Below are 24,817 nucleotides of genomic sequence, written 5' to 3' on the forward strand. Positions count from 1 at the left end.
TGCCCCTCCATACGCAGCTTACCCACCAAAAAAAGTAAAAATAATAGGATGCTTTTCCCTTTCTATCGTTGTACAATCTTATTTGCAAGCGCTTACTTTCTTGTCACTCCTCTATCCACATAACCCGAGCAAAGCCTAAGCCGGGCTCCGAGCAGCTATGCGGTCCATGCTTACGCCGATGCTTGCGATGGGCTCATCACATTCCAAGGAGGTTTTTTATGATGAAAAGCAAGACCCGGCTTTTGCTCGCGTATGTGCTCACCGTCGCTTTGGCTCTTACCCTTATGACCGCTCCTGCGGCCGCTGCTCCTGTCACGTTCGACAATGGGATTCAGTTCAAAGACACCGCAGGCAATCCGATTCAAGCTCATGGAGGCGGAATTCTCAAGTCAGGCAGCTATTATTACTGGTTTGGCGAAAATCGCGATGGCGTCAATTACGTTTCCGTCTATCGCTCAGCAGATCTGAAAAACTGGGAGCTTCGTGCCAATGTCCTCAGCAAAACCTCGTCGCCCGAGCTGGCAACCGCCAACATTGAGCGCCCCAAAGTCATCTATAATGCGGCTACGAATAAATATGTGATGTGGATGCATAAGGAAAACGGCGTAGACTACGGCGATGCACAGGTCGCTGTCGCTTCCTCCACCAACATTGAAGGCCCCTATACGTATCACGGCAGCTTCCGTCCGCTGAACTACGATTCCCGTGATATGACGGTCTACAACGACAATGGCACCGCCTATCTCATCTCCGCTACCCGCGTCAACGCCGATTTAAATATTTATCGCCTGACCTCCGACTTCCTTGGCGTCGATTCGCTCGTCTCCACCCTGTGGGTCGGCCAATACCGGGAAGCGCCTGCCATGTTCAAGCGGGGCAGCACCTACTTCCTCGTCACCTCCGGGGCGACTGGCTGGGCGCCGAACCAAGCGAAATATGCGACGGCCAGCAGCATATCCGGTACATGGAGCGGCCTGACGAACGTCGGCAATGGCAACACCTACAACTCGCAATCTACGTATGTGCTGCCTATTGAGGGCTCGTCCACTACTTCGTTTCTATACATGGGCGACCGTTGGGCTGGAGCTTGGGGCGGAGCGGTCAACACCTCAGAGTATGTGTGGCTGCCAATAACCTTTCCTTCTTCTACTACCATGACGCTGGACTGGGCTGACCAGCTTACGATTGACGCGGCGACAGGCAGCGCCACCGGCACTGTAGCTCCGCCAGTCAATACGACGTCCTGGTACAAAATCGCGAACCGCGCCAGCAGCAAGCTACTTGGCGTCACTAGCGGCGGCACGACGGACGGCGTGCAGATCGAACAATACACCGATGGCGGTTGGACAAGCCAGCACTGGCAGTTCACCGACGTTGGAGGACGCTATTACACGATCAAAAACCGCAACAGCGGCAAAGTCATGGATATTACCAGCAGCTCGGTTGCAGATGGCGCTACTGTCATTCAATATACGAGCAACGGCGGGCTCAATCAGCAATTCCGCATTTTAAGCGCCGGAAGCGGCTATTTCAAAATCATGAACGTCAAAAGCCGTAAAGTGCTTTATATTACGGGAGGCTCCTCCGACAACGGTGCCGACGCCATCCAGTGGACGGACGATAACAACACGAATAAGCATTTTTCATTCACAACGACGAGCTAGCCCATACATTATAGATATAAAAAGCAGATGCTCCTCTAGATTGATAGGATCATCTGCTTTTTCCACTTCCTTAGTATTGAGACATGACTTATGCAGTTCATCCCAACTGATAGAAAATCTCCAAAAGTCAGTATATCGTTGAATAAATCAAGAAAACCCTCTTGACTTTTCTGAATCACCCAAATAATCACAAAGGATACCCTTTCAACCGGGTATATCTTAGAGGATTTTAGGTGATTTTTTTGAAAGAAACACTTGAGCAGCCACGGTTTCGCAAGCTAGATCATGATCATGTTGCGGGTGCTCCCATTTTACGAGAGTTATGGGATCGCTTCGACTTGTCTTTACTTCTCATGCAGTCAGGAATCTCTAAACGTAGTGGTGTTCCACCATGGTTACTTTGTTTTATGTATGTCATTGGGCTGGTTTCGAATTGTCCTTCCGTTAATCAGATGGCGTCTCTAGCTTCGAAAGATGCCTTATTGGCCATCATGTTTAAGTCTTTCACGGTGACTCAGTATACGATGAGCCGGTTTTTCTCAGCTCCGTATGACTAGGCTTTATTCGGTCAAAAACGAATGGCTAGACTTCAAGAAGATAAAGATATGGGCTTGCAGAATGGAGATTGTATGAACCTGGATGACACCCATATTGCATATTCTTATGCGAAGAAATTGCCTTTCTTATGCCGGCTATTTGACTCCTCAGCCAAAACGTACAGCTGGTGTATGAATCTGATTGTGATTCAAACTGTCCTCCAAAATGTCCTTGAATACCCGCTATCCTATCGGTTTTAGAAACTAACAAAAGATGATTCTGGATTAACCAAATATGATTTAGCCAAGCAACTATTATTGCAACTACGCCAATCGGTGTCCTGTCGACTTTGGGTAGCTATGGACCGATGGTATTGTAAAAAGGAGTTTTTGATGTTCCTACAGAACAATGGGTTCGATTGGATAAAGCTGTTATATCCTCTGCATCCGAAATGTCAACCGCATAACCTTCGCAAATGAAACCGGAAACCTCGCTACCGTCCGCCAGCATAACTTTACCTATCCCGTGCGGTGCCGGGATTTGGCACGGGAAATGATCCTAATATGAGCAAAGGCATGTCCCAAACTTCCAACCGCCGCGACGGATCAGCCCGGGCTTGGCAGGAGTTGTAGGCAACTTGATCATCCGCTAGAGTGGAACGATTAATGTCTCCTTCACTATTACCGCGTCCACAATGCTATACATAAATCCCGATTTTACGTTTAATTTCTTTTAAGAATGGAGTTGAAATCGCTCTTGCTTTCTCTGCCCCATCTTTTAAAATTTCATCTATCTTTTCAGGAGACGACATTAGTTCGTTATACTTCGCTCGTGGTTCTTCTAAAAATTTGTTCATAACTTCAAACAGTTCTTTTTTTGCTTCCCCCCAGCTAATGCCATTCAAATATTGTTCTTTCATCTTTTCAACTTCTGTAGGCGAAGCAAACTCCTTATAAAGCATAAACAGGATCGAAGTGTTAGTATCTTTTGGAGCCTCTGGTGGTAATGAATCCGTTTTAATTTTATTAACAAGTTTTTGCAGTTTTTTAGGTTCTTCAAAGAGCGGTATTGTATTATTATAACTTTTACTCATTTTTCGACCATCCAAACCAGGTAATACAGATGTATCCTCTTGTATTTTATAATCTGGTAATTTGAATGTCTCTCCATAATTATGATTAAAACTCTCTGCAATATCTCGAGCAATTTCAACATGTTGTATTTGGTCCTTACCAACCGGTACTATATCTGTTCCAAACATTAAAATATCAGCTGCCATTAGGATGGGATAATTATATAACCCCATATTAACTCCATCATCTAACTCGTTATTCAGTTTTTTGTTATTGTCAACAATAGATTTATATGCATGAGCTCTATTCATTAACCCTTTAGGCGCAAAACAGCTAAATATCCAATTTAATTCAAAAATCTCAGGAACGTCAGATTGTCTATAAAAAATTGCTTTATTAGCATCTAAGCCTAATGCTAACCATGTTGCTGCTATACCATATGACAAGTGTCTGAATTCTTCGGCATCATGAATTTGTGTAAGGCCATGATAATCTGCAACAAAGTATGCTGCCTTATAATTCTGTATTTTAGCTATTTCCAAGGCTGGTTTTATTGCTCCTATGTAATTACCAAGATGGATTTGTCCAGTGGGTTTTATTCCAGTCAAGATAGTTTTCTTCATAACTAACCTCCGTATTTTAAATACTAATTGAAAAAGGGCAACCCATCCTTAATATAAAAAGGACGAGTAGCCCGTGGTGCCACCTTCATTCGTTTACTGTTGTAAACGCACTTATCCATACTGAAACGGAAAAAGTGTTTCAATACTTCGTCTCTTTTATCGGTGAGACAATCCGCTAAACCTACTACTAATTCAGTCTAGTAGCTCGGAAGCCCATTCAACAGTAATCCGGCACTGATTTTCACCAACCATCAGCTCTCTGAGGCGTTCATATTGTTTACTCTTCTTCTTCATCGCATAAAAATATTCATTTAATATTAGTATAGTATAGATGATAAAAAGGTCAAGATTTCATGATGATAAAAATCATAATCTGCGATTGATAGTGAAAGTCAATCAGGATAAGACGCTACATGCACTGTCTTATCTTGGAGTCTAATTCAATGGACAGAAGCGATTCGTTTTTAATAACCCAAGAATCCCGCCCCTCAACGGGTTTAAAGTTTTTGCCATTGGAGAGTCACCGGAAATACTCTTGAACATTGTTAACGCTCACGCAGTTTGTCGGTGAATTTCTCACCTTCAATGACGTGAGCGTTTGATCGTCAATTACGTCATGCTGGCGAGTGGTCAAACGCCAATCATTCGGGGTCGGCGAAAGCGGCGGGTTACCCCGCCGAACCCCATTGCCGATCCATATCTGTGAGCACGCGCCCAATATGCATATCCTCTACAACCTTCGTGCTACCTCGCCCCATAATTGACGGGCTTTGGCGACGGAGTAAGGCGGCTCTTCATCCACATGTGCGAGTAGCTGCGCATAGAAGTCACGCGACTTCATATCCGCCATGCTGAGGTAGATCGGCAACGTTCGCATCGGATCCAGTGCTCCAAATAATCGTCGCAGCAGTGCAGACCTCCCGCTGCCGACCTCGCCACTCAAGACGCCAAGTAAACGGTGCTCCATGGCCATGTTTAATCGTTCGAACACCTCTTGGTGGGCTCCAAACGCATAACAAGGTGCCATCTCACGTGTAAACGGACGCAGGATCATCTGCCATCACCGCCCTTTCCGGCAAAGCGAAGCGTATTCGCGCTCCAGGCTGCTTGGCGCTTCCTTTCGGCGAGCTCCAGAAACGAGACCGAAGGGGCCTCGGTTGTATCTGCAGGCTCAGCAGCCACGGCCTTTAGGCTGCGCTTGTGGTTCAGTTCTACCGGCACGGCATTCGCATACCACTGCTCTCCGTCCCATACCTGCAGGCTCATTCAGATCAAACGGATCGTATCGAAGGGGACCGTCCAGCGCACAAGAATACTGTCCACCTCATAAATGTTGCCATCAAGCCGAATGCAGCCCGTCTTATCTACCTTCAGATCTCTTCCCACCAAAAGAGCTCATTGAGATCCACTAGCGGCATGCACTTGCGCGGCTTGCTACTCGCAACAAACTGCTCCCGAGGCGACTGCTTCGTGCTGCCATGTTCGCGCGTGTGGTACAACTGCACCGTGCTGCATTCAGCGCTTCGAGCGTGGTCACCTCACCCTTGTTCACGAGCGCCTGCACTTCGGGTCGGAAGCTCGAGTCTACGAATTGGAATAGCCGTTCGACCTTGCCGCATCCTTGCGGACGATACTGCTTGCTGCGGCTAAGTCGAATGCCGATCCGCCTACACATGCGCTGCAGATGCTGTGCGGAGAAAGCTGAGCCGTTATCGCAGTAAAAGGTTTCCGGAATGCCGTGTAGAAGTATCGCCTTCTTCAAGCTGTCTTCGAGGCGCGGCAGCTCCTCATCCCAATAGATTTGAGCATGCACGATGTAGTGGCTGTAATCGTCGAGAATCGCGAGCAGGATTGTCTTGCGCTTCTTCTTCGGGTCACGTGGATCCGGCAAGTAGACGAAGTGCTTTAAGTCTGCCTGTAGCAATTCCAGAATATCGGTTGCTTCAAACCGCCGAAACGCGGAGGTGGGAGCGGTTAAACGAGCTGCTTTCGGCCATGCCATGTGCCCGCAAGTGGCGGCTGAGCATGCTTTCGACAATCCGTCCCTTTTTGGCTGCTCCACGCTCCGCTCGGGGCGTTCCTGCCGCAAGGCCATCACTTGGCTTAGCAAACGTTCATCGAGCTTTGTCCGTCCTACCATACTTCGCTTCTTCGGCTTTAACGCGTCCCATCCGCCCTTGCGGTACGCTTCGAGGTAGCGTTCGAGCGTGTGCTCGCCCGCGGCTCTCAGGCAGATCATAGCTACGGCTTGCTGTTTCTCGAAGCCACGTTTTTAGCACCCCCCGGGGCAAGCGACGTCTGTCGGCTTACGATGGGGGCAATGAGGGCATATCGTGCTGCGGCAATCTGTTCGTCATTCTTCTCAAGCAAAGCGGTTTTCCTCCCGGTCATGATAAATAGAGGGGAACATGTCCCTCGTACCATTGAGACAAATGAGACTACGGTCAGCTATTGTGGGACGCTAGGGCTGTACCGTCACTTGAGGTTGAGGCGAGCGGCTGAGACAAAGCAGGGCGGAGAACAGGCTGCCGGGAGCGTCAGCTTGCCCCCAGGCCATGTGCAGCGCCTTCCAAGGAGACCGCCGTTCAAGGGGAAGCGAGTCATCCATGCCGCGACGGAACAGGATCGTCCACAACGCAGGCTGGGCAAAAGAAGGCAGTACGCTGCATGTGGCGCGGCAATCCGAACAGAGGATCCGGAAGATCGTGAGCGTGAGCGTCTCTGTTAACGTGAAGAGGAGTCGGGTAAAACTTCCATGACGATGCGGCATCCGCTTCGAATGACAGGCACAGCAACGCCTGGGGCGGTCTGCCTCCGGTAAACCGCCCGCAAACCTGTTCAAATAAGCCGTTACATCGGTGTCCCAATTCAACACGATAATGTTGGCGTAAGCCGGGAGATATGCAACAGGGAGACGAGGCCGCGAAACCTTACAGTCTCCCTGTCATCATTTTCAGACTCCGATCTATCACCTGCTCCTTATGATTGTCGGCAGGTTTATGCTGCACTAACGCCAATTCTATCGTTCACTCACCGACATCGTACATAACAATCGCTGCTCATCTTCCGTCAGCGGAAGTGAGCGGCGACAGAACATCTTTATTTGCACTTTTATTGTTCAAAATTTCATTAGTAAATTTTCCGTCTTCAAAAGTCAACACTCTATCAACATTGTTAAGACTTATTATTTTATGTGTAACAATGATACTTGTTTTTTCTTTAGCGATTTGGTTAATATTCTGGTTAACTTGAGTCTCCACTTTAGGGTCAAGAGCAGATGTCGCTTCATCAAACAAAAAAAGGCTACCATTTCTGAGTACAGCTCTAGCAATGGCTACCCTTTGCCTTTGGCCTCCTGATAAATTTTTCCCTCTTTCTCCTGCCTTCATTTCATACTGTTCCTTATTACTAATTATATAATCATGAATTTCAGCTTTTTGAACAGCCTCTATTACTTCCCTTTCCCCTACATTTTCTTTTCCTAAAGTTATATTTTCGTAAAGTGTGTAGTCAAACAGACCTCCATTTTGTGATATATAAGATATTTCATTTCGTATATCAAAGAGGTTTAATTCTTCATAAGGCGTGCCGTAAAATTTTATGATTCCTTGTTGAGGTTTATATATTCCTAGTATTAACTTGAGGATTGTAGATTTTCCACTGCCAGATTCCCCTACAAAGGCAATGGTTTCTCCCTTTTTTACTTTAAAACTAATATTCCTCAATGCTTGCCGGCCATTTGGGTAATTGAAGCTAACATCCTCAAACTCCAAAACCACCTCTGATTGCAAATTAATTCCCCCCCTTTTTGTTATTGATAACTCTTCTTTTGACTTATCCAGAATTTCAAAGCAACGTTTTGCCGCTACCAAACTAGGTTGAATATATTGAATAAATGTATTAGCTTCCATCGCTGATTTAGCAATTATATCAGCAATCGAAGCAGCAAAAACAACTTCGGATAAGGAAAAATCCCCTTGTTTTACCAAATAAATAGCAAATCCAAAACAAAGGGGTTGTGTAATATAGCCAAAAAAGTTCAACATAGCATATACATACCCGGACCATAAACTAAATTTTACTCTTTTATTAAGAATATCCCTACAGTTATCATTATATCCGCTTGTCAAAACCTCTTGTAAACCAAACACCCTTACAATCGGCATAGCCATAAGTGTTTCAATTAAGTATGTTATTGAACTTGCAGAAAGCTTTCTTGCCTCATTCTCTAAAAATCTAACTTTAGAATTGAATAATGCAGAAAAAACAATAGATATTATACTAAGTACAATAGCTAAAAGAGCCAACTCCCAATTAATACTTAACAACAAAAATGAACCTAACGTAAAGTAAATAAAAAATTTTACTAGAGCAATACTTGAATAGGAATTGAACATCCCTACTGTTTTAGATGCATCTGTACTTAAGCGGCTTAAATAATCTCCTATTTTAATTGTACCGATCTCGGACAAAGGTAAACTCTGTATATGATCAAACAGTTTCTTTTTCAAAACATTTATACCGTAAAGAGTTGTTATTCCTCTCAAGTACCCTCCTATACAAACCAGTGGTGTAAGCGCTAAAAAAGCTAAAAATAATATTAATAATTTCCGGATTATTTCATCTGAAAAGTTGTCTTCAACCATCAACACTAAATTCTTGTATATTAACGGAATAATAAATACCATAATAATTTCACAACAAGACATAAGCCAGCCCCATATGTATTTATGCCTTTCATTATCTAAAAAACTGAAAGACCTTCTCATTATTGAGGCTGTCTGAATAATTCCCAATCTGTGGTTGTCCAAAGTATCCCTCCTGCAAGGTTCAAGGCATTATTCTTGTGACATTTTGAATTTATAAAAGTAACCATTAGTTCTTAGTAGGCTTTCCGGAGTTCCCTCTTCCACTATCCTCCCGTTTTCCAAACAATAAATGTAATCAACGTTTTTGAGAATAGAATATCTATGGGAGATAATTAATGCCGCTTTATTTCCCAGCAACTTATCTAAAGAGCGCTGAACAACTTTTTCTGAATGCTTATCTAAAGAAGCAGTAGGCTCATCAAGTAATACTAAGGAAGCGTTTCTTACTAAAGCTCTTGCAATCGTAATTCGCTGTTTTTGGCCTCCTGATAAAAAAGAGCCACTCTCACCAATATACGTGTGTATTCCAGTATCTAAACTTTTAATGAATTCCCATAAATATACCTCTTTTAACGCATTTATCACCTCTTTTTCGGAGATATTTTCAGCACCGTATTTTATATTTTCATAAATGGTTCCATTAAATAAATATGGTTCCTGAGTAACAATTGAAATATGTTTTCTTAAATCGCGATATCCCCACTCATTTATTTCTTTCCCTTGGAATTTAAGACTTCCAAAATCATAATCATAAAATTTACATACAAGTTTAAAAATTGTTGATTTACCACTCCCACTTGGCCCAATCAAACCAACTTTCTGCGAATTACTGATCTTTAAAGAGATATTTTTCAGAGTTTGAATATCTTCACTATAGTTAAAATTAAATTTCTCAAAGCTTAATAGGCTACTGTATTGCTCATTAACTTTGTACTTCTGTGTAAGACCGACAGCTTCTTCTTCAATCTCGTAGTCAAAGAAATCATATAATCTACGTGATAGAGCATTTCCTTGCCTAAAAGTTTTAAAAATATTATCAGATAACTCTATTCCAGTGCGTACATATGCGCTTAAGCCAACAAAGGTAATAAATTCACCTATGGAGACTATATTAAACTTGATAAAAACCACGCCAATAAAAAGTAATATTGATAATAAAGTTAAACTCGTAATATATTTAATCAATGTCAATTTAATGCTTATTTTAATGATTTTTTTATTGCTATTACATGAAATATCTAGATGATGGGAAAACTTATTAAATATAAACCTTTCCGTTTGATAGGCTTTTACCACTTCTATATTATTTAAATATTCTGATGCAATATTCATTGCTCTGCCTTCACTTTCAACAAATTTTCTTTGTTGATTTTCGACAGGTTTACTTATTTTGTTAGTAAAATAAATAAAAAGCGGTACCGCACAAAAATAAAGAAGTGAAATTTCCCAACTTAATCGCAAACAAAAAACAAATGCCACAAGTGCATTGACAATGACTCCGGCAAACCAGTTTAAAATTGCAGAAAGTGAATCCGATAATGCCTCCAGGTTACTGTTTAATCGAGTAGATAAATCTCCTGTCCTTAAGTCTTTTTCTAGGATAGACATTTTAATACTGTTTAAAGTATTAAATGCTCGAATTCTATATGTCAGCATTATATTTTCCATAACTACCCTTGTCACTACGGATTGAAGAATGCTTAAAAGGCTTAATCCTAGTATTAAAAAAATTATAAGATACAATTGATCATAGATTCTTTTATATTCCCCAGAAATTCCACTATCAATCATATTCCCTAGTAAAGAAGCAGATTTTGAAATTATTAGTCCATTAAGGAATAAAATTGTAAGTTGTAACGCCATAATTGGCCACTGCTTGTTCGAGTCTCTGAAAACACATAGTAGGCTATTATCCCCTTTTATATTAACCACACCTTTGTCATCGTCTTCCAAGTATAAGTTTTGAACAAATAATATAAGTTTAATAATTTATTGTTTTTCAGTAACAAATGGAATAGACTCCGGATATTTTATATTTCCAAGATACTGGTCATAACAATTAGGCAGATGTCCTATATCAAGAGCTTGGTATCCTACCTTCATCAAGTCATAAGCTAACACAGTGGCCGTTGGTCCTGCAGATAACAAAAACAACTTGTCTTTATCCTGTTTTAAACATTCTTCTAGAATTTCATCATATTTTTCAAAAGCATTAACGGGTGGAGTAAGAATTGTTTTATAATTTCTAATATTATCAAATAGCTCTTTTCTTATTTCAAACCTTCCTTTGTTTCCAAACACAAAAATAATTTCCCTATTTCCCCATAGTGATTTGATCTTATCCAAATTATTTTCAACAAAGACGGAATTCCTAGAAATATCAGTATTTCCATAAAAATGATGTGAAAATAACCCGCTTAAATTTCGATACATCTTAAGCCAATAGTTTTCCCAAAAGGATATTTCACCGAAGCAATTGAAAATATTATTATTTTTTGAATTAAACTCCGGAAGGGTTATCAAGATATTATCATCACTACCATATTTGAGTATTTCATTGAGCCGTAGTGATAATTCTTCAGAGGATTTCTGAAAGCCTATATTTTTACCGTAACCAAGGTTTAATTCTCCATCACCAAACCGAGCAAGCGAACATCTATTCTTCACTATATAATCTATACTTTCTGTTGTTGATAAAATTGTAGGATATGATTTTTCTATTAGGGAAAGATTAAGTATCACTTCTGAGTTCCGCTCTATAAAAATATTTGTAATCATTTTTATCATGATTTCATTTTCATCTAAGGAATAAATGATCATATTGTTATCATCTATCCATACTCTATATAAATTGGAGACATTTTTTATTTTTTTAATACCTGAGTTCTCTTGTAAACTTAATATGCGAAAAGTTGTTTCGATATCTTTTTTTACACCAGGAAATTTATTTAAATATTTTTGTGTGGGTTTTTCGTAATGAATTATTACATTATCCATAATTAACTTTTCCTTATATACCTCCATATTATCTTTATGCTTGTTTAATTCTTGAACTATAAATTCACTTTCTTCATTAGAACACTCAATCGAGCTAATATAATTTTTGTTAAGCATATATCTCAGTCCTTTCGATAATTAACTAAATCATATAAATTCAATTCTTCAAACAAAGAAGATTGCTGATAGTAGATATTTTTGTTGTCTACTGGTTTGTACAATGATTTGTCCAGGATAATTGAATTTAATTCAAATGCCTTTTCATACAATTTTTGGCGTTTTTTAGGGTCGATAAAATGTAAGTTTAAATAATTATGAGGTAATATCGGATTTGTAATGATCGCCTTCTCGATGATATGGATGCTTAAATCGGGCATTTCTTTTTTATAAAAACACTTAGCTAAGACGACATTTGCTGAATCAATCATAAAGCGATATAGATTTTTTCTATCTAAGCCATTTTCTATTAAGTAATTGCAGTAACTTATTTGCTGATTTGCACATATAATGCTTTGTTCGTATTCCCTCATAAGGTAGAGCATTTGAGATTTAAAGAGCAATGCAGATGACTTTTTAGTTTTATCTAACTCTATCGCTTTTTCTATGGCATCGAATGCTTTATCATATTCATTAAGTGCAAAATACTCCAAAGCTAAGAATGAGAATAATTTCTCAGACGGGCTCTCCTTTAATTGCTTTGTTAGCCAAAATATATTCCTTTCTCTTTTCAACTCATTTCTGTCTTCAGAGATCAGAGCATCAAAGTGATGAACAGGACAATAAAAGAATGCAAAGCCGCCTCCTATGGAATGAATAGACTTTCCCACAGAACCATGAATTGGATTATCCACGAAAATGTTCTCATTATTCCTTGTCAGCCTAGATCGATAAAAGGTCGCCCAATGCCCCATATTAATATATTGAAAACTTGGCATAATGACGGCCATAGTATTTTGGGGAGCAGATCTTAGAAAGTTCTTTAGCTGATTTATGTGAGTTTCTAAAATAACCTCATCTAAATCTAAAGTGAGAATCCATTCTCCTTTGGCATTTTTAAGATAATCATTCCGTACTAAATCAAAAGAAGGATTAGTGTTTATTAAAACATTACACCCCAACGCTTTTGCCTTTTCCACAGTATCATCTTCGCTACCGTTATCAACGATAACAATTTCATCTGCATATTTACTTACACGTTTCACGTATTGTTCAATTAAATTGCTTTCATTCTTTACTATTGTGCAAACTGATAACAACAAAATAATCACCTCTAGAAGTCGACTAAGATTATTCGGCAAAGTGCCCTGCTGCAAATTGATATTCTCTACAGCACGTTGCTTCACAATCTATCCTTTTAACTTAAATTATGCCCTAATGTACCAATACATTAGTTTGAGTTTGTGGAATTATTTGCTGGATAATTGTTGATGTAATATCGTTGATGGGTAATTGTGCGTTTATAGTACTTGGCTTATAAAAGCTGAACTTGTTTAGATAATAGTTTTGCATAAAGGCTAAAAACTGCTCGTCCTGGATCTCTTTATCTCCTCGTTCGACTATTCTTCTCTTTGCCTCTTGTATTGGGAGGGTAATCAAAAACGACCACCTTGGTTTTATTATTTGGGTAAACACTTGATTAAAAATAACTTCGCCATCTATCAATTCTGTGGCTTTACCACACAAACTTTCTAAATATCGATCCATGATGACATAGTATTGTTTATTTAAATAAGGGATAACAAATTTATCAATTTTGCTTTTAAGAGTTAGGCACTCCTTAACAAATTTCATTCTATCCTTCATAATAGGTAGTCCTAATCGAACTAAAACCTCTCTACATGTAGATGTGGAAATTTCTGAATCCAGCTCAAGTTCGGATAGTTTTAATCGAATAACCTTGTAATTTGCTGCTTTTAAATTTTTTTCAAGAAGTTTGCTTAGCGTTGTTTTCCCGGATCCGTCTACACCCATTAAGACAACAAGTTTTCCATACACTTCATATGATTTCACAGCCTTATTTAAGATATAATACTTTTGCCATACACTTTCAGCAGTGACTGGGTTGGATTTTCCATAAAACAAATACTCGGTTGATTCCAAAATATCTTTTGCCATCTGATTATTGCATTTGTTCCATAATGTCATTAAAGCTTCATACACTCTATTAATTTCTTTATCTTTGTACTCTAGTTGCTCCTTCGATTCTTTATTCTCCAACAGAAGTTTATTAAACAAGCGAGTGGTGGTAAATAGATACTCTTTTATCATCTCTGCTGGATCAGGATTATATTGTATAAACAGCTCCCATAAATCTACCTTCGTGTCACCCAAGATAAGTATTGGTTTATATCTGTCATATGAGTACATTGTTAAGATCCGCATCGCATTATTCGAACCTTTAACAAGAGATTCTACTTCGCCAACGAATACTTGTGGAGAGATTTTATAATTAAGTTCGTTACCTTTTTCCAGGTTAAGCATGAAATTCTTCATTTCATTGATATGGGGTTCTTCATCAAAAACCAAACAGATATCTATATCAGAAGAAGACTGCAAATTTTCTTTTTGCCAGAAACTACCAAAACCTATGCAAATCGACGGTGTTTTCTTGAAACTATTATGAATAGATGACCTAATATTTTTTAAGGTAGTTATCTTCGTACTGTCGTTGAACATTTTATTCGTCACTCCCTTTTCCCACGAATGCCTTACTTACATTTATTATATCCTGTTTAATATTTTTAATTATTCTCGCAGGGTTCCCAGCAATAAAAGAATATGGTGGATAAGAACCTGTTTTGACTAAGGAGTGCGCTGCAACAACACAATTATTCCCTAAATGAACATTTGATTCGAAACAAGCGTATGGGCCTATCCAACTGTTACTGCCAATAGAAACAATCCCGGTTTTTGTGTTTCCTTTTTTCCAAGAAGGGATAGCTTCTTGAATCATGCCAATTTTCCAATCATGATAATAGGTAGAAATAAAAACACCTAATGCTATCATCACATTATTCCCAATTAGTACCCAGCCCTCATTTAAAATCGTAACATCATCATTTATTTGGCAGTTCTCCCCTATAATAATTCTATCTGGATGTCTTACCTCAAAGTTACTACCAATTCTCGTATTTTCCCCACAATGATAAAGCAAGTAGTCTCTATATATTTGCTGCCTTAACTCTCTGTTGACTATTCCTTTTGCCAGACTTCTTATTAAATAGGCAAGCTGACTTAGATCAGAATCAGTTCTTTCTGCTCCCTTAGATCGACTATAAGTAGACTTTGGTAATATATCTAACAACGACTCTCGTTCCAATAAATTCAGAACCTCATCTGTTTCGTTAATAACTTCATCGCATTGTTTAAGCACATCTGTTTCTATTAACTGGTTAAAAGTGACAAAAATTGTTTTCCATCCATGAACTTTGCTGGATATAATGTCATCATTAATGTCATTTCCAATTATAACTGAGTTTTCTGAAGGTATTTTGCATACATCCGAAACTATTTTATAAAGAGAATGCTCACTATTTGTTTTTCTAAATCCAAAGTTGTTAGAGATAAAGTGTGCATCAAACAAATCATACAAATTCAACTTTTTTAAAGCGTAATTTGTCATTTCTCCTAGCATGTCAGATATGGTAACGACCATAAAACCTCTTTGTTTCAATTCTTTTATGATTTTCACCAGTTTTTTTGAGTTTAATGATATATCTACAGACAGTTCCATCCATATTTTTATAATCTTTTTATGCTGCTCCTCATTCAATGTATGATTTATTTTGATGTTTATTTTGTTGAATATATATGTTTTATAAACTAATAATTCGTTCAATTCTTTTTGATGTATTTTTCGTTCTTCATGATACTCATTAAAGCCCATAGAAATTGCTTCTATCAATTCTTCTTCGGTAGTGGAAATAGAGCGCTCTTTAAGAAATTGAACTATTTTCTTTGCAGCTCTATATGTCGTGAATTCATTAGTTGTATATTGTATAAGTGTTTTACTTGTATCAAAAGCTACTAATTTAATTTCCTTTCTATCAATTTCATTTTCGATAAATAGTAGTTGCTGAAGTTCATTCAATTTGTCGTTGATGTTTTCATTATTTAAAAGCTGTATATCAAGATGTCTTTCATTTTTAATATACTTTTCTATGTTTAATTTTATTTCTTTGATTTCATCTTCATCTATTTTCCAAGAAGTAATTTGATAATTATTATGATCCCGTAAAACTTCATCTATTTTTTCTAATTTTGCTTTATCTGTACTGAATAAATCTAACACGGTTTTCCCTCCCTCCCTTAACTAACACTCTCTTAAATCAAATATCCGAGTTGTTTTCTTCTCATATCTAGGCAGTACGCCAAAATCTACACCTTCTACTTCTACATTTATTCCAGTAATATGCTTAAATCTTTTTTTAATTTCATATTCTATTTTTTTCCGTTCTTCGCCGAATGCTGTAATTTCAAAATAAAGTTTCATTCTGTCTTTATTGTTTGATTTATCAATCTGCACTTTATATTCACTAATAATTTCTTTATAATTTTTCAATATTTCATCAATCTGATCGGGGAAAATTTTTACTCCTTTTATCTTAATCATGTCATCCGTGCGACCTAAAATTTTTCCAATACGCGGGTATTTCCAACCACAAGAACACTCTTCTTCAACTAAATAAGTTCTGTCGTGTGTACGGTACCGAAAAAGGGGGGTCCCCTCTTTTTGCAAAGTTGTGATAACTAATTCACCTATCTCTCCAACAGGGAGCGCTTCCAATGTTTCTGGATCAATAACTTCGAAGTAAAAAAAATCATTAAAGTAATGGATTTTATCAGAACAATTACAGCTTATTCCTATACCCGGGCCATAAACTTCTGTTAAGCCATAAATATCATACAATTTTATATTTAAGATATCTGTTATCCGTTTACGCATTTTATCAGACCAATATTCAGAACCAATAATACCTTTTTTTAGTTGGATGGAAGCTTGCAAGCTTCTTTTTTCAATCTCCTCAGCTAAAAGTAAGGTATAGGATGAAGTAGCACATAGAACGGTTGAACCAACATCTTGCATAAATTTCAATTGTTTTTCAGTATTACCTGGCCCCATTGGAATAGTCATTGCACCTAAAGATTCTGCTCCAGATTGAAACCCTATACCTGCCGTCCATAATCCATAACCAGTAGCGATTTGTACTCGATCGTTAGAAGTCACACCTGCTATTTGATAGCATCTATTAAAGATAGTATTCCAATCAGCTAAATCCTTTTTCGTATACGGAATGATAATTGGTGCCCCAGTTGTTCCACTCGAAGAATGTAATCGAATAATATTTTTAGGCGGCACCGCCGTTATTCCCAATGGATTATTAGTGCGTAAATCGTCTTTGTCTGTAAATGGTAACTTTTCGAAATCCGCTTTAGACTGAATTTTTTTAATACTCACGTCAGTATATTTATTTTTATAGAAACCCGGCTGTGAAACCAATTCTGCTAGTTTATATCGAATATGAGCTAATGTATCCGAAGGAATAATCATTTCCATTTCTCTTTCACCCCTTTATATAATGCAATAGAAGAATAATAGAAACGTTTCGACAGTTTATAAAGTCACTCGTTTTACCACTCAATAAGTATGTATATGTAGACTTCTTTCTAATGATTATTTTACACCTCCCACTATAAATTAATATTTTCTCCGTTTTACTCGTTCATTCTTACGATTTCAGTTATCGACATTGAAAGAGGTTGGGGAAGTCTTGTAAGGAAACCATATTTTTCTGGTTAGAGCCAGTGTGGGGGCTAGAATGGATGTTGATTTCCATTTAGTGGATAATTATGATCGCACTATGGATCTTCACCATACAACCTTGGGGATTATCCTCCCATGTCACACCGGGTCGTTGCCCTTATGGTGATGTTACTTCGGCTTCTCCGTGCTTCCATTGTCTATCCTGCTTCTGCCTTTAAGATTGATTACTGTCCGTTGTTCTTTTCGTCTCGTCCCATCTACAGCCGTATTGATGATTTTCATCGCATGAAACTTGTCGTAGGTGATTTCAACATTCGGAAAGTAGTTCTTTGCACCGGCGATGAAGCTCGGAAACATATCCATGCAAAGCTCTTCAATGTCGTTGGGGTGACCACATTTCTGTAATAACTGCCCTTGAAAATCAAACAACGTTCGCCGATCCTTCCCTTCTGCTACGTGAAGCACTTTCCGTGTATCGAGGTCCATAACCAGAGATACATACGTATGCCCCTTGGCGCGGGAGGTTTCGTCAATGGCGATGCGTATGACTTATTCCCAGGTCTGTTCTTTCCGTGCTTCATCCACGTAAGGGTGCAAAATTGGCCACAAGGTGGTGCCATGTTCGCCGAGCAGTCTGGAGACCTCGTTCATCGGCATTGCTTTAGTCAGGAGCACCATAAACGCTTCAAAATACAGCGAATAGCCTGAACGCTCCCGTGCCCACGAAAGCTCAGCTGTTTTAGGTGTATTACACCGATTACATTCTACGTGTGGCGGCTTTCCAATTAGCACAGCTCGATATTGAAAGAAGTTCATATGCCTCCATTCGCGTTCCTCGCCATGATCATAGATCCAACAACTGGTTTTACCACAAGTACCGCATGTATGACCGCACGGATGTAAATACGTAATTCTTTTTCCTCCGCGTGAAACGCTACATTGTGGACTTCCCAACCCATCCCTAGGCTCTAGTAAATATCTCTTGCTCCATCATCCTCATTAGCTCCCTTCGAATCTCTACTACAAGGATTGACGGGTAATGGTCATGCTAAACTGCGAAGAACCCGTTAACTTAATATGGAATCGAAACGTTTCGATTCCATATTAAGTTATTTTACCAATGTTACTTTAATTAATCAATAAAACCCTTGAAAATTTCCAACTTCCATCTCCCTATTATATTCACTGTGTGTTACTACTTAGGTATGCCTAGAAGCTGAATTGACCGCGAAAAGCGGTAGCAAGTGAAGAGAGAATAGGTAGGTTTTGTTTTCGAAACGTGGAAATGACGCTTTGAAATCGGGCAAAACGCTCGGCACTAGCCTTCGTGCGATAGGACCCGGATATTTTTATTTTGATTTTCAGCATATGAATGGCTTTACTCTTTCTCTTCTTCCCTTTAGTAGGTACGGACGCTTCGATCTCTGGACTCGTCCATTCCGGATATCCAGCACTTAGAATATCATCATAGCGCTCTTCCATCGCTTGGAGACTTCCTCTTCGAGGGGGACACCTTCTTCCCGAGCAATCTTGACAATCTCCCAGCTATCTTGAAGAAGTTCTTTCATCAAGATTGCCCATTGCTGCCCATCGTACCTTTCAATTCCCATGCATTCTCTTAATCAATGAGCATTTCATAGGGCATGGACAAAACGATAACTAGCGCGCAAAGGCTTAAAAACATACCCACTTAATGAAAGCTATACTTTCAATAATTTCCCTTTATAGTTCCAGCGAAATGGTCTATATAAGTTGAACGACTGATTCGCATGAGGGCGATGGTCGTCACTACGAGAAAGGTTGGACTTCCGGCCGCTGTTGTTTTCTGATTTCTTGATTCTATTCCTCGATGAGGGTGAAATCCGAAAACAATAGTCCATGCTTACGAAGCGGCTTTCCTTCGGAAAGCTAGCTTTACTCTCTCCAGTTCCAACCTTTCTCTCCATTTCTCACCGGCCCCATTGCTTTCTTTAGTTCAACTTATATAGCACAGTGATAGTTTTTTGTTCGCACTTTATTATTCTTGAGCTGCTAGATTTACTTATCAACCAAAGCTCCCCATAAAATGTAATGCTGGCACACCTAACAATTCCAACTTGACAACCCATTTATAAAAGTACTAAGGAGACACTATTAAAAGCGGACCTCATACTTTCAATTAAAAAACACCCTTCGAGCATTCATCCAAACAGCCGTGGAAACCCATGGGCTGCAAGGACGAATGTCGAAAGGGTGTTTCTTCCTCAAATGGCTAGCGCCCAGGCAAGCGAGACTAAGCTCTGCCTATTTCGCTGCCGGAATCAAAATCTTCTGGCCAATGGACAGGCGATTTGGGTTCTCCAGCTTATTATAGGCGGCAAGCTTCTGCCATGTCGTGCCATGATTCAGCGCGATGCGGTAAAGCGTGTCGCCGCTCTTCACGATGTACACCGTATCCTGCGTCGTACCGGTCGCCGGCTTCGTAGGCGTCGTCGGAGCAGGCTTCGTCGGTGTTGTTGGTGTTGTCGGCTTCGTTGGGCCCGGCTCAGTTGGCTTCGTAGGCGTTGTTGGAGTTGTTGGAGTCGTTGGCGTTGTCGCGCCAGCTGACAAATTAATCTTGAACTCCGCATAACCATCATCGGTTTGGCCTACATACGACAGCGCATCGAGCGAATCCGCGAGCGTCTTGGCAGCAGGCGACGTTTTGAACGAAACGTTGACGTCCGCTTTGATCGCCGCAAGCGACCAGTTGCCGTCGGCAGCAGGGTTAATCGTCTTGTTGGAGCGAATGTAATCAATGACAACCTGACGGTTCTCGTCCGGCGATGCCAAAACAATTCGCTTGCCATCCGGGTTAGCAAACTTGCTCGACGATGCCCGGTAGTTATTCGACGCTACGATGAATTTCTGCTTTGGATCAATCGCTTTGCCGCCAAATTGCAGATTGACGATCCGGCTCGATTTTTCATGAACGGTTGTGCCTTTAGCATCGTATTTGGCTGGCTGTGTCACGTCAATTTGGTACGTTACGCCGTCAATGACATCGAAGTTGTAGGTCGGGAAATCCAGGTTGACCAGTTCCTGCTTCGCTGTCGACTTGGTATCGATTTGGTTGAATTGTCCAGCGGACCATTCCAGCCATTCCTTCAGCTCGGCGCCTGTTACTAATACAGCGTTAACGGTGTTGGAGTACAGATACAGATCGGCTACGTTTTTGATCGCAATATCGCCTGCAGCAATATCTGTGTAGTAGTTCGGGCCTTGGCGTCCGCCTGCCTTGAACGGCGCTCCTGCGGATAATACCGGAATACCCTCGTATTCCGTGCCTTGCATTTGCTTTTCTACGTACCATTTTTGCGCATTCGTTACGATTTGGATCGATGGATCATCCTGTACGAGCGCGAACCAGCTATTGATAGGCGCCGTCGTCTTGCCTACTGGGCCGCGAATGTAATCGAGCGTATGCTCATGGTCATCTTCTACGGCGTCCAGCACCGCTTGATCCGCTTCTACAAGCGGCTGCTTGTTCACCGCATCAAAGATCGGCTTAACCTCCACCTTGGAGTCCACAACCGACCATTTGCCATCTGTGAGCAACAGATCAAGGTCAATAATCCCAAGATTATTGCCCCAGAAGCCCGGCTCAACCGAAGGCACGCCGTTAATTGTTCCTTTTTCCAAATCAACGCCCTGCTTGCCCTCGAACGACTTGTCTGGAAACACTTTGTGGGCATGGCCGAACAAAATTGCGTTAATATCCTTGACCTTGCTGAGATACAGCACGGAGTTTTCCATATTTTCAGCCTGCGGAATATCCTCAAAGCCGGAATGGGGAATCGCTACAATAATGTCCGCGCCCTTCGCTTTCATCTCCGGAACGAATTTCTCCGCCGTTTTGATAATATCCTTGGCAATGACCTTGCCTTCGAGATTCGCCTTGTCCCACTGCATCACCTGCGGCGGAACGAAGCCGATAACGCCTACCTTGAGCTTATGTGTGGCGCCGCTCTCATCCTTCACTTCCTTGTCCAAAATCAAATAAGGCGTGAACAGATTTTTATCGTTTGACTCGTCTTTATCTTTATCATCCACATAGATGTTCGCATTGACGTAAGGAAAATCTGCCCCCGCCAGCGATTTATTCAGAAAATCCAGCCCATAGTTGAACTCGTGGTTGCCCAAATTCCCAGCATCGTAATCGAGCAAATTCATCGCTTTATACACCGGATGCGTCTCGCCCTGCTTCAATGGATTGATAACCGCCGTGTAATCGCCAAGCGGGTTGCCCTGAATCAGATCGCCATTGTCAAAAAGCAAGCTGTTCGTCGCCGCTTCGCGCGCCTGCTTGATGAGCGTCGCTGTTTTGGCAAAGCCGTACTCATCGGTCGGCTTGTCCGCAAAATAATCATAGTTCACCATGTTCACATGCAAATCGGTCGTTTCCATAATACGCAGCTTTACTGTGCTGCTGTTCTCAGATGCCGCTGTTGCAGTAAAGGGCATTGCGACCAAGCCTACAGTAACCGCAATAGATAGAGCATTTCTCCATACGACTGACGATCTCAACAAATGAATACCCTCCCCAAAATGACTAAAATCATGTAATGATCACGTTATGTAGGTCGAGCTTTTGGACGATCATTCCCATCATTCCATTTATTTTAGATGAATTAACCATTTTTGTCATGCAAAAAAAAGAGGGATTTCTCCCTCTTCGCGTTACATACATGTAAAGTTCTATTGTTGGGTCAAAATAAGCGGGCCATCCTTCGTAATCGCAATCGTATGCTCGTACTGGGCCGACAGCCTTCCGTCGCGCGTCCGCGCCGTCCATCCATCGGAATCCAGCTTGCTGAAATACGTGCCTGCATTCAGCATCGGCTCAATCGTGAATACCATGCCCTCTTTAATTCTTGGCCCTTTATCCGGTGGTCCATAGTGAGGCACCTGCGGGTCTTCATGCATGTCCTTCCCAATTCCATGGCCGATAAAATCACGCACGACCGAGAAGCCTTCCGCCTCAGCATAAGACTGAATCGCGTGAGACACATCGCCAATCCGCTTGCCGATCAGCGCTTGCTCGATGCCGAGATACAGCGATTTTTCCGTCACCGCCAGCAAATGCTTCGCTTCATCACTCACTTCGCCAACCGCATAAGACCATGCGGAATCCGCAAGCCAGCCATTCAGGTTGACGACCATGTCGATGGTCACGATATCGCCTTCTTTGAGCTTCTCCTTCTTCGGGAAGCCGTGGCAAATAATATCGTTTGTAGAAGCGCAGGTCGCGTATTGATAGCCGTTATAGCCTTTTTGCTCCGGCGTTGCGCCATTTTGCTTCATAAACTTTTCCGCAAACTGGTCGATTTCATGCGTCGTGATGCCAGGCTGAATGAGCTTGGCAATTTGCCTGTGGCATTCCGCCAATATTTTACCCGCCTCATGCATGCGGTTGATTTCCGCTTCGGTCTTAATAATGATCATTTCCGTTCCTTCTTTCCATCAATTTAACCCGGCTTCGTCCCGAGACTTCGCCAGAAGCTCCGCTAGAAGCTACATGCCTATGCCCATCGTAGCATATTATGATAAATATGCGAACATGGGCTGGCCCATGACGCTGCTTTTTCGCTCATATCTGTTAGGAAATTTGGTGAAAAAGAGTCGACACCGTGACGTTTCCTCCAGCTGCCTAGACTTTAGTCTAGTTTGCGGCTTTACCTCTAGCATGACGACATGCTGCGGGGGCCTGTGCTATGCTATTGTTGCTAAGAAAAGCAACGGATAAATAATTAAAAGAGGAGAGATAACAAAAAATGTTAAAGCGATCGATTATCGGCCCTGTCCTTATGCTGATTGGTGTATTTCTTTATTTCAACCAAGGTCAGTCATTTGGAGCGGGCGCTGTGTTCGCAAATTTTTGGGCCAGCATGTTCATCATCCCGCTGGGACTATTTTTCCACTGGCTGTATTTCGGCGTGACAGGTGGCAAAGGGGTCGGCCTGCTCATTCCGGGAGGCATTTTGTTCACTGTTGGACTCGTCTGCCAGCTCTCTACGTTATTCTCGGCATGGCATATTTTGTGGCCAGGCTTCATTATGGCGGTAGCCGTCGGCTTGTTTGAATTTTATTGGTTTGGCAGCCGCAACAAGTGGCTGCTTATCCCGATCAACATTTTAACTGTCCTATCGCTGCTGTTCTTCGGTGTCTTCTCGCTGAGCGCTGCCTCGGGACAACTTGCCACCGTACAGCCGCTGCTCGCCATTGCCCTTATTATCGTAGGAGCTTTCGCGATGCTGTCGCGCAAGAAAGAGCAATAATCGCATAGACCAGAGCCTCCGGCTCCGCTTGAAGGGATCGCCCTTCACCAGCGGAGCCGGTTTTTTTATGCCTGATGCTGCTAGCCCTTCTAACCTTCCACGTGCAGCGAATCCTCCGCAATGCTCATGCGAAAGAGGCAATCCGCCAGAAACACTTGCGGCTGATCGATAAAGATATAAACCTCACGAACGCTCCGCTGGCTGCTAAACAAGCCGTAGGCCACTAAGTTCTCCTTCAAGCGAATACTTACATTCGGCTCCACACCGTGCGGCTGAATGGCTGCCTGCCCTTCCTTCTCTCTCCGTTCCTTCAACTCCTCTGGCGATACCAATTTTACGGACGCTACATTATTGATGTCGATTTTCACCCGCAATTGAATGCCGTACTGGATATGGATGCTTCGATCATTCATTAATATCGGGCTCAGGCGCATTGCACGGTAGTTTGCCACCAGCAAAATGATAAACCAAACATTTCCTATAGAAAGTACCCAAGCCACCAAAGGCGACCATTGCGCCAACAGAAAGTGAACCACTGCGCCCTCCAGCAGCAATATTTTTGAGAGAAACAATACAATAATGAGTGAGTTGGAATTTTCATGATAAGTATAAACAGCTGTCTCCGAGCGGATATACGGCTTTCGTCGCCAAGTGAGAAAGGCGTAATAAACGACGGATATATCCTGCAGAAGCCATGCGGCTAAGCGTGGAGAACGAACAACAGTTTGCAGGCTGATCCTCATAGTATCCATCGGATGAACATCCGGCTGCCAATTGCTCTTGAATGCTCTAACAATACGGTACAGCTTATATAGCTCATAGCTGATGAAGGCAAGCTCCAGCGGCAGCAGCGTATACTTTGCGATCACAACAGCCACATTGTCTGTTTTCGGCATCAGCATCAGAATTGCGAAATAGCCTGCAATGGCGAGGGGCAGCACGCCCAGCAACGGCTTTTTTATTTTTCGATAGACAAGAAAATAGAGCAGCAGTGGTATGACCAGCACAAAATCTGCTACGATGGCAGTGCCAAGCACCTCAGCATGCTGAACGAATAATAGCGACTGCATAAGCAGAGCATCTGCCAAAACAATAATGGCGCTTACAAGCAGAAAAACAATGACATTGTTCTTCTTCAGCCTAAACATCGTGCAACTCCCCCCGTTTATGACTCTTTGACACCAATATAGAGCATTTATAACTATTTTCCAAAT

Annotated in this window: 22 protein-coding genes and 1 other annotated feature; of the genes, 3 read left to right on the plus strand and 19 right to left on the minus strand. The window is 41.4% G+C overall.

Annotated elements, in window-relative coordinates; all coding sequences use genetic code 11:
- Positions 1–221 precede the first annotated feature (221 nt).
- On the plus strand, positions 222–1,664 hold the full coding sequence (locus AC50Y5_RS13015; protein ID WP_494861532.1) for an RICIN domain-containing protein: 1,443 nt from the start codon (positions 222–224) through the stop codon (positions 1,662–1,664).
- An 894-nt stretch (positions 1,665–2,558) separates the two neighbouring features.
- Here AC50Y5_RS13015 and AC50Y5_RS13020 read toward each other — a convergent pair.
- The 6 genes from AC50Y5_RS13020 to AC50Y5_RS13045 all read right to left on the minus strand — a co-directional run bounded on the left by AC50Y5_RS13020 (position 2,559) and on the right by AC50Y5_RS13045 (position 6,267).
- Positions 2,559–2,741, minus strand: a complete 183-nt coding sequence (locus tag AC50Y5_RS13020) for an allophanate hydrolase-related protein (protein WP_494861534.1) — start codon at positions 2,739–2,741, stop codon at positions 2,559–2,561.
- 157 nt (positions 2,742–2,898) lie between these two features.
- Complete coding sequence (locus AC50Y5_RS13025; RefSeq protein ID WP_494861135.1) at positions 2,899–3,897, minus strand: tryptophan--tRNA ligase; 999 nt, start codon at positions 3,895–3,897, stop codon at positions 2,899–2,901.
- Positions 3,898–3,952: 55 nt separating this feature from the next.
- Positions 3,953–4,200, minus strand: a binding site (T-box leader).
- Between the two features lie 427 nt (positions 4,201–4,627).
- Positions 4,628–4,864, minus strand: coding sequence for an AAA family ATPase (locus AC50Y5_RS13030; RefSeq protein ID WP_494861137.1), 237 nt, complete (start codon positions 4,862–4,864; stop codon positions 4,628–4,630).
- An 83-nt stretch (positions 4,865–4,947) separates the two neighbouring features.
- Positions 4,948–5,163 (minus strand): hypothetical protein, encoded by a 216-nt coding sequence (locus AC50Y5_RS13035; protein ID WP_494861139.1) that lies wholly within the window; start codon positions 5,161–5,163, stop codon positions 4,948–4,950.
- A gap of 142 nt (positions 5,164–5,305) precedes the next feature.
- Entirely contained in the window at positions 5,306–6,136 is an 831-nt protein-coding gene (locus AC50Y5_RS13040) for a DDE-type integrase/transposase/recombinase (protein ID WP_494861141.1), read from the minus strand.
- A gap of 2 nt (positions 6,137–6,138) precedes the next feature.
- On the minus strand, positions 6,139–6,267 hold the full coding sequence (locus AC50Y5_RS13045) for a hypothetical protein (protein WP_494861143.1): 129 nt from the start codon (positions 6,265–6,267) through the stop codon (positions 6,139–6,141).
- A 109-nt stretch (positions 6,268–6,376) separates the two neighbouring features.
- Between AC50Y5_RS13045 and AC50Y5_RS13050 the strand changes: the two genes are divergently transcribed.
- Positions 6,377–6,625, plus strand: coding sequence for a hypothetical protein (locus AC50Y5_RS13050; RefSeq protein ID WP_494861145.1), 249 nt, complete (start codon positions 6,377–6,379; stop codon positions 6,623–6,625).
- 331 nt (positions 6,626–6,956) lie between these two features.
- Here AC50Y5_RS13050 and AC50Y5_RS13055 read toward each other — a convergent pair whose 3' ends face one another.
- The 12 genes from AC50Y5_RS13055 to map all read right to left on the minus strand — a co-directional run bounded on the left by AC50Y5_RS13055 (position 6,957) and on the right by map (position 22,770).
- Positions 6,957–8,708 (minus strand): ABC transporter ATP-binding protein, encoded by a 1,752-nt coding sequence (locus AC50Y5_RS13055; protein WP_494861147.1) that lies wholly within the window; start codon positions 8,706–8,708, stop codon positions 6,957–6,959.
- A 27-nt stretch (positions 8,709–8,735) separates the two neighbouring features.
- On the minus strand, positions 8,736–10,409 hold the full coding sequence (locus tag AC50Y5_RS13060; RefSeq protein ID WP_494861149.1) for an ABC transporter ATP-binding protein: 1,674 nt from the start codon (positions 10,407–10,409) through the stop codon (positions 8,736–8,738).
- A 126-nt stretch (positions 10,410–10,535) separates the two neighbouring features.
- Entirely contained in the window at positions 10,536–11,660 is a 1,125-nt protein-coding gene (locus AC50Y5_RS13065) for a GT-D fold domain-containing glycosyltransferase (protein WP_494861151.1), read from the minus strand.
- Between the two features lie 5 nt (positions 11,661–11,665).
- Complete coding sequence (locus AC50Y5_RS13070; RefSeq protein ID WP_494861152.1) at positions 11,666–12,886, minus strand: glycosyltransferase; 1,221 nt, start codon at positions 12,884–12,886, stop codon at positions 11,666–11,668.
- A 28-nt stretch (positions 12,887–12,914) separates the two neighbouring features.
- Positions 12,915–14,219 (minus strand): dTMP kinase, encoded by a 1,305-nt coding sequence (locus AC50Y5_RS13075; protein WP_494861154.1) that lies wholly within the window; start codon positions 14,217–14,219, stop codon positions 12,915–12,917.
- Position 14,220: 1 nt separating this feature from the next.
- Positions 14,221–15,834, minus strand: a complete 1,614-nt coding sequence (locus tag AC50Y5_RS13080; RefSeq protein WP_494861156.1) for an HAD family hydrolase — start codon at positions 15,832–15,834, stop codon at positions 14,221–14,223.
- A 21-nt stretch (positions 15,835–15,855) separates the two neighbouring features.
- A complete protein-coding gene (locus AC50Y5_RS13085; protein ID WP_494861158.1) occupies positions 15,856–17,100 on the minus strand; it encodes a phenylacetate--CoA ligase family protein in 1,245 nt (414 codons plus the stop codon).
- A 375-nt stretch (positions 17,101–17,475) separates the two neighbouring features.
- Positions 17,476–17,853: a transposase gene (locus AC50Y5_RS13090; protein WP_494861536.1), complete on the minus strand. Its 378-nt coding sequence runs from the start codon at positions 17,851–17,853 to the stop codon at positions 17,476–17,478.
- Positions 17,854–17,856: 3 nt separating this feature from the next.
- Positions 17,857–18,261: a helix-turn-helix domain-containing protein gene (locus tag AC50Y5_RS13095; RefSeq protein ID WP_494861160.1), complete on the minus strand. Its 405-nt coding sequence runs from the start codon at positions 18,259–18,261 to the stop codon at positions 17,857–17,859.
- A gap of 255 nt (positions 18,262–18,516) precedes the next feature.
- Positions 18,517–18,789 carry a hypothetical protein gene (locus tag AC50Y5_RS13100; protein ID WP_494861162.1) on the minus strand — a complete coding sequence of 91 codons (273 nt, stop codon included), beginning with the start codon at positions 18,787–18,789 and terminating at the stop codon, positions 18,517–18,519.
- An 801-nt stretch (positions 18,790–19,590) separates the two neighbouring features.
- Positions 19,591–21,789: a bifunctional 2',3'-cyclic-nucleotide 2'-phosphodiesterase/3'-nucleotidase gene (locus AC50Y5_RS13105; RefSeq protein ID WP_494861538.1), complete on the minus strand. Its 2,199-nt coding sequence runs from the start codon at positions 21,787–21,789 to the stop codon at positions 19,591–19,593.
- Positions 21,790–22,023: 234 nt separating this feature from the next.
- Positions 22,024–22,770, minus strand: a complete 747-nt coding sequence (gene map, locus AC50Y5_RS13110; protein ID WP_056036524.1) for a type I methionyl aminopeptidase — start codon at positions 22,768–22,770, stop codon at positions 22,024–22,026.
- A 329-nt stretch (positions 22,771–23,099) separates the two neighbouring features.
- Here map and AC50Y5_RS13115 point away from each other — a divergent pair, with 329 nt between their 5' ends.
- Positions 23,100–23,603 (plus strand): hypothetical protein, encoded by a 504-nt coding sequence (locus AC50Y5_RS13115; RefSeq protein WP_056036522.1) that lies wholly within the window; start codon positions 23,100–23,102, stop codon positions 23,601–23,603.
- 89 nt (positions 23,604–23,692) lie between these two features.
- Here AC50Y5_RS13115 and AC50Y5_RS13120 read toward each other — a convergent pair whose 3' ends face one another.
- Positions 23,693–24,751, minus strand: coding sequence for a hypothetical protein (locus AC50Y5_RS13120; protein WP_494861171.1), 1,059 nt, complete (start codon positions 24,749–24,751; stop codon positions 23,693–23,695).
- Positions 24,752–24,817: the final 66 nt, after the last annotated feature.

Source organism: Paenibacillus sp. JT22N7, assembly GCF_059383875.1.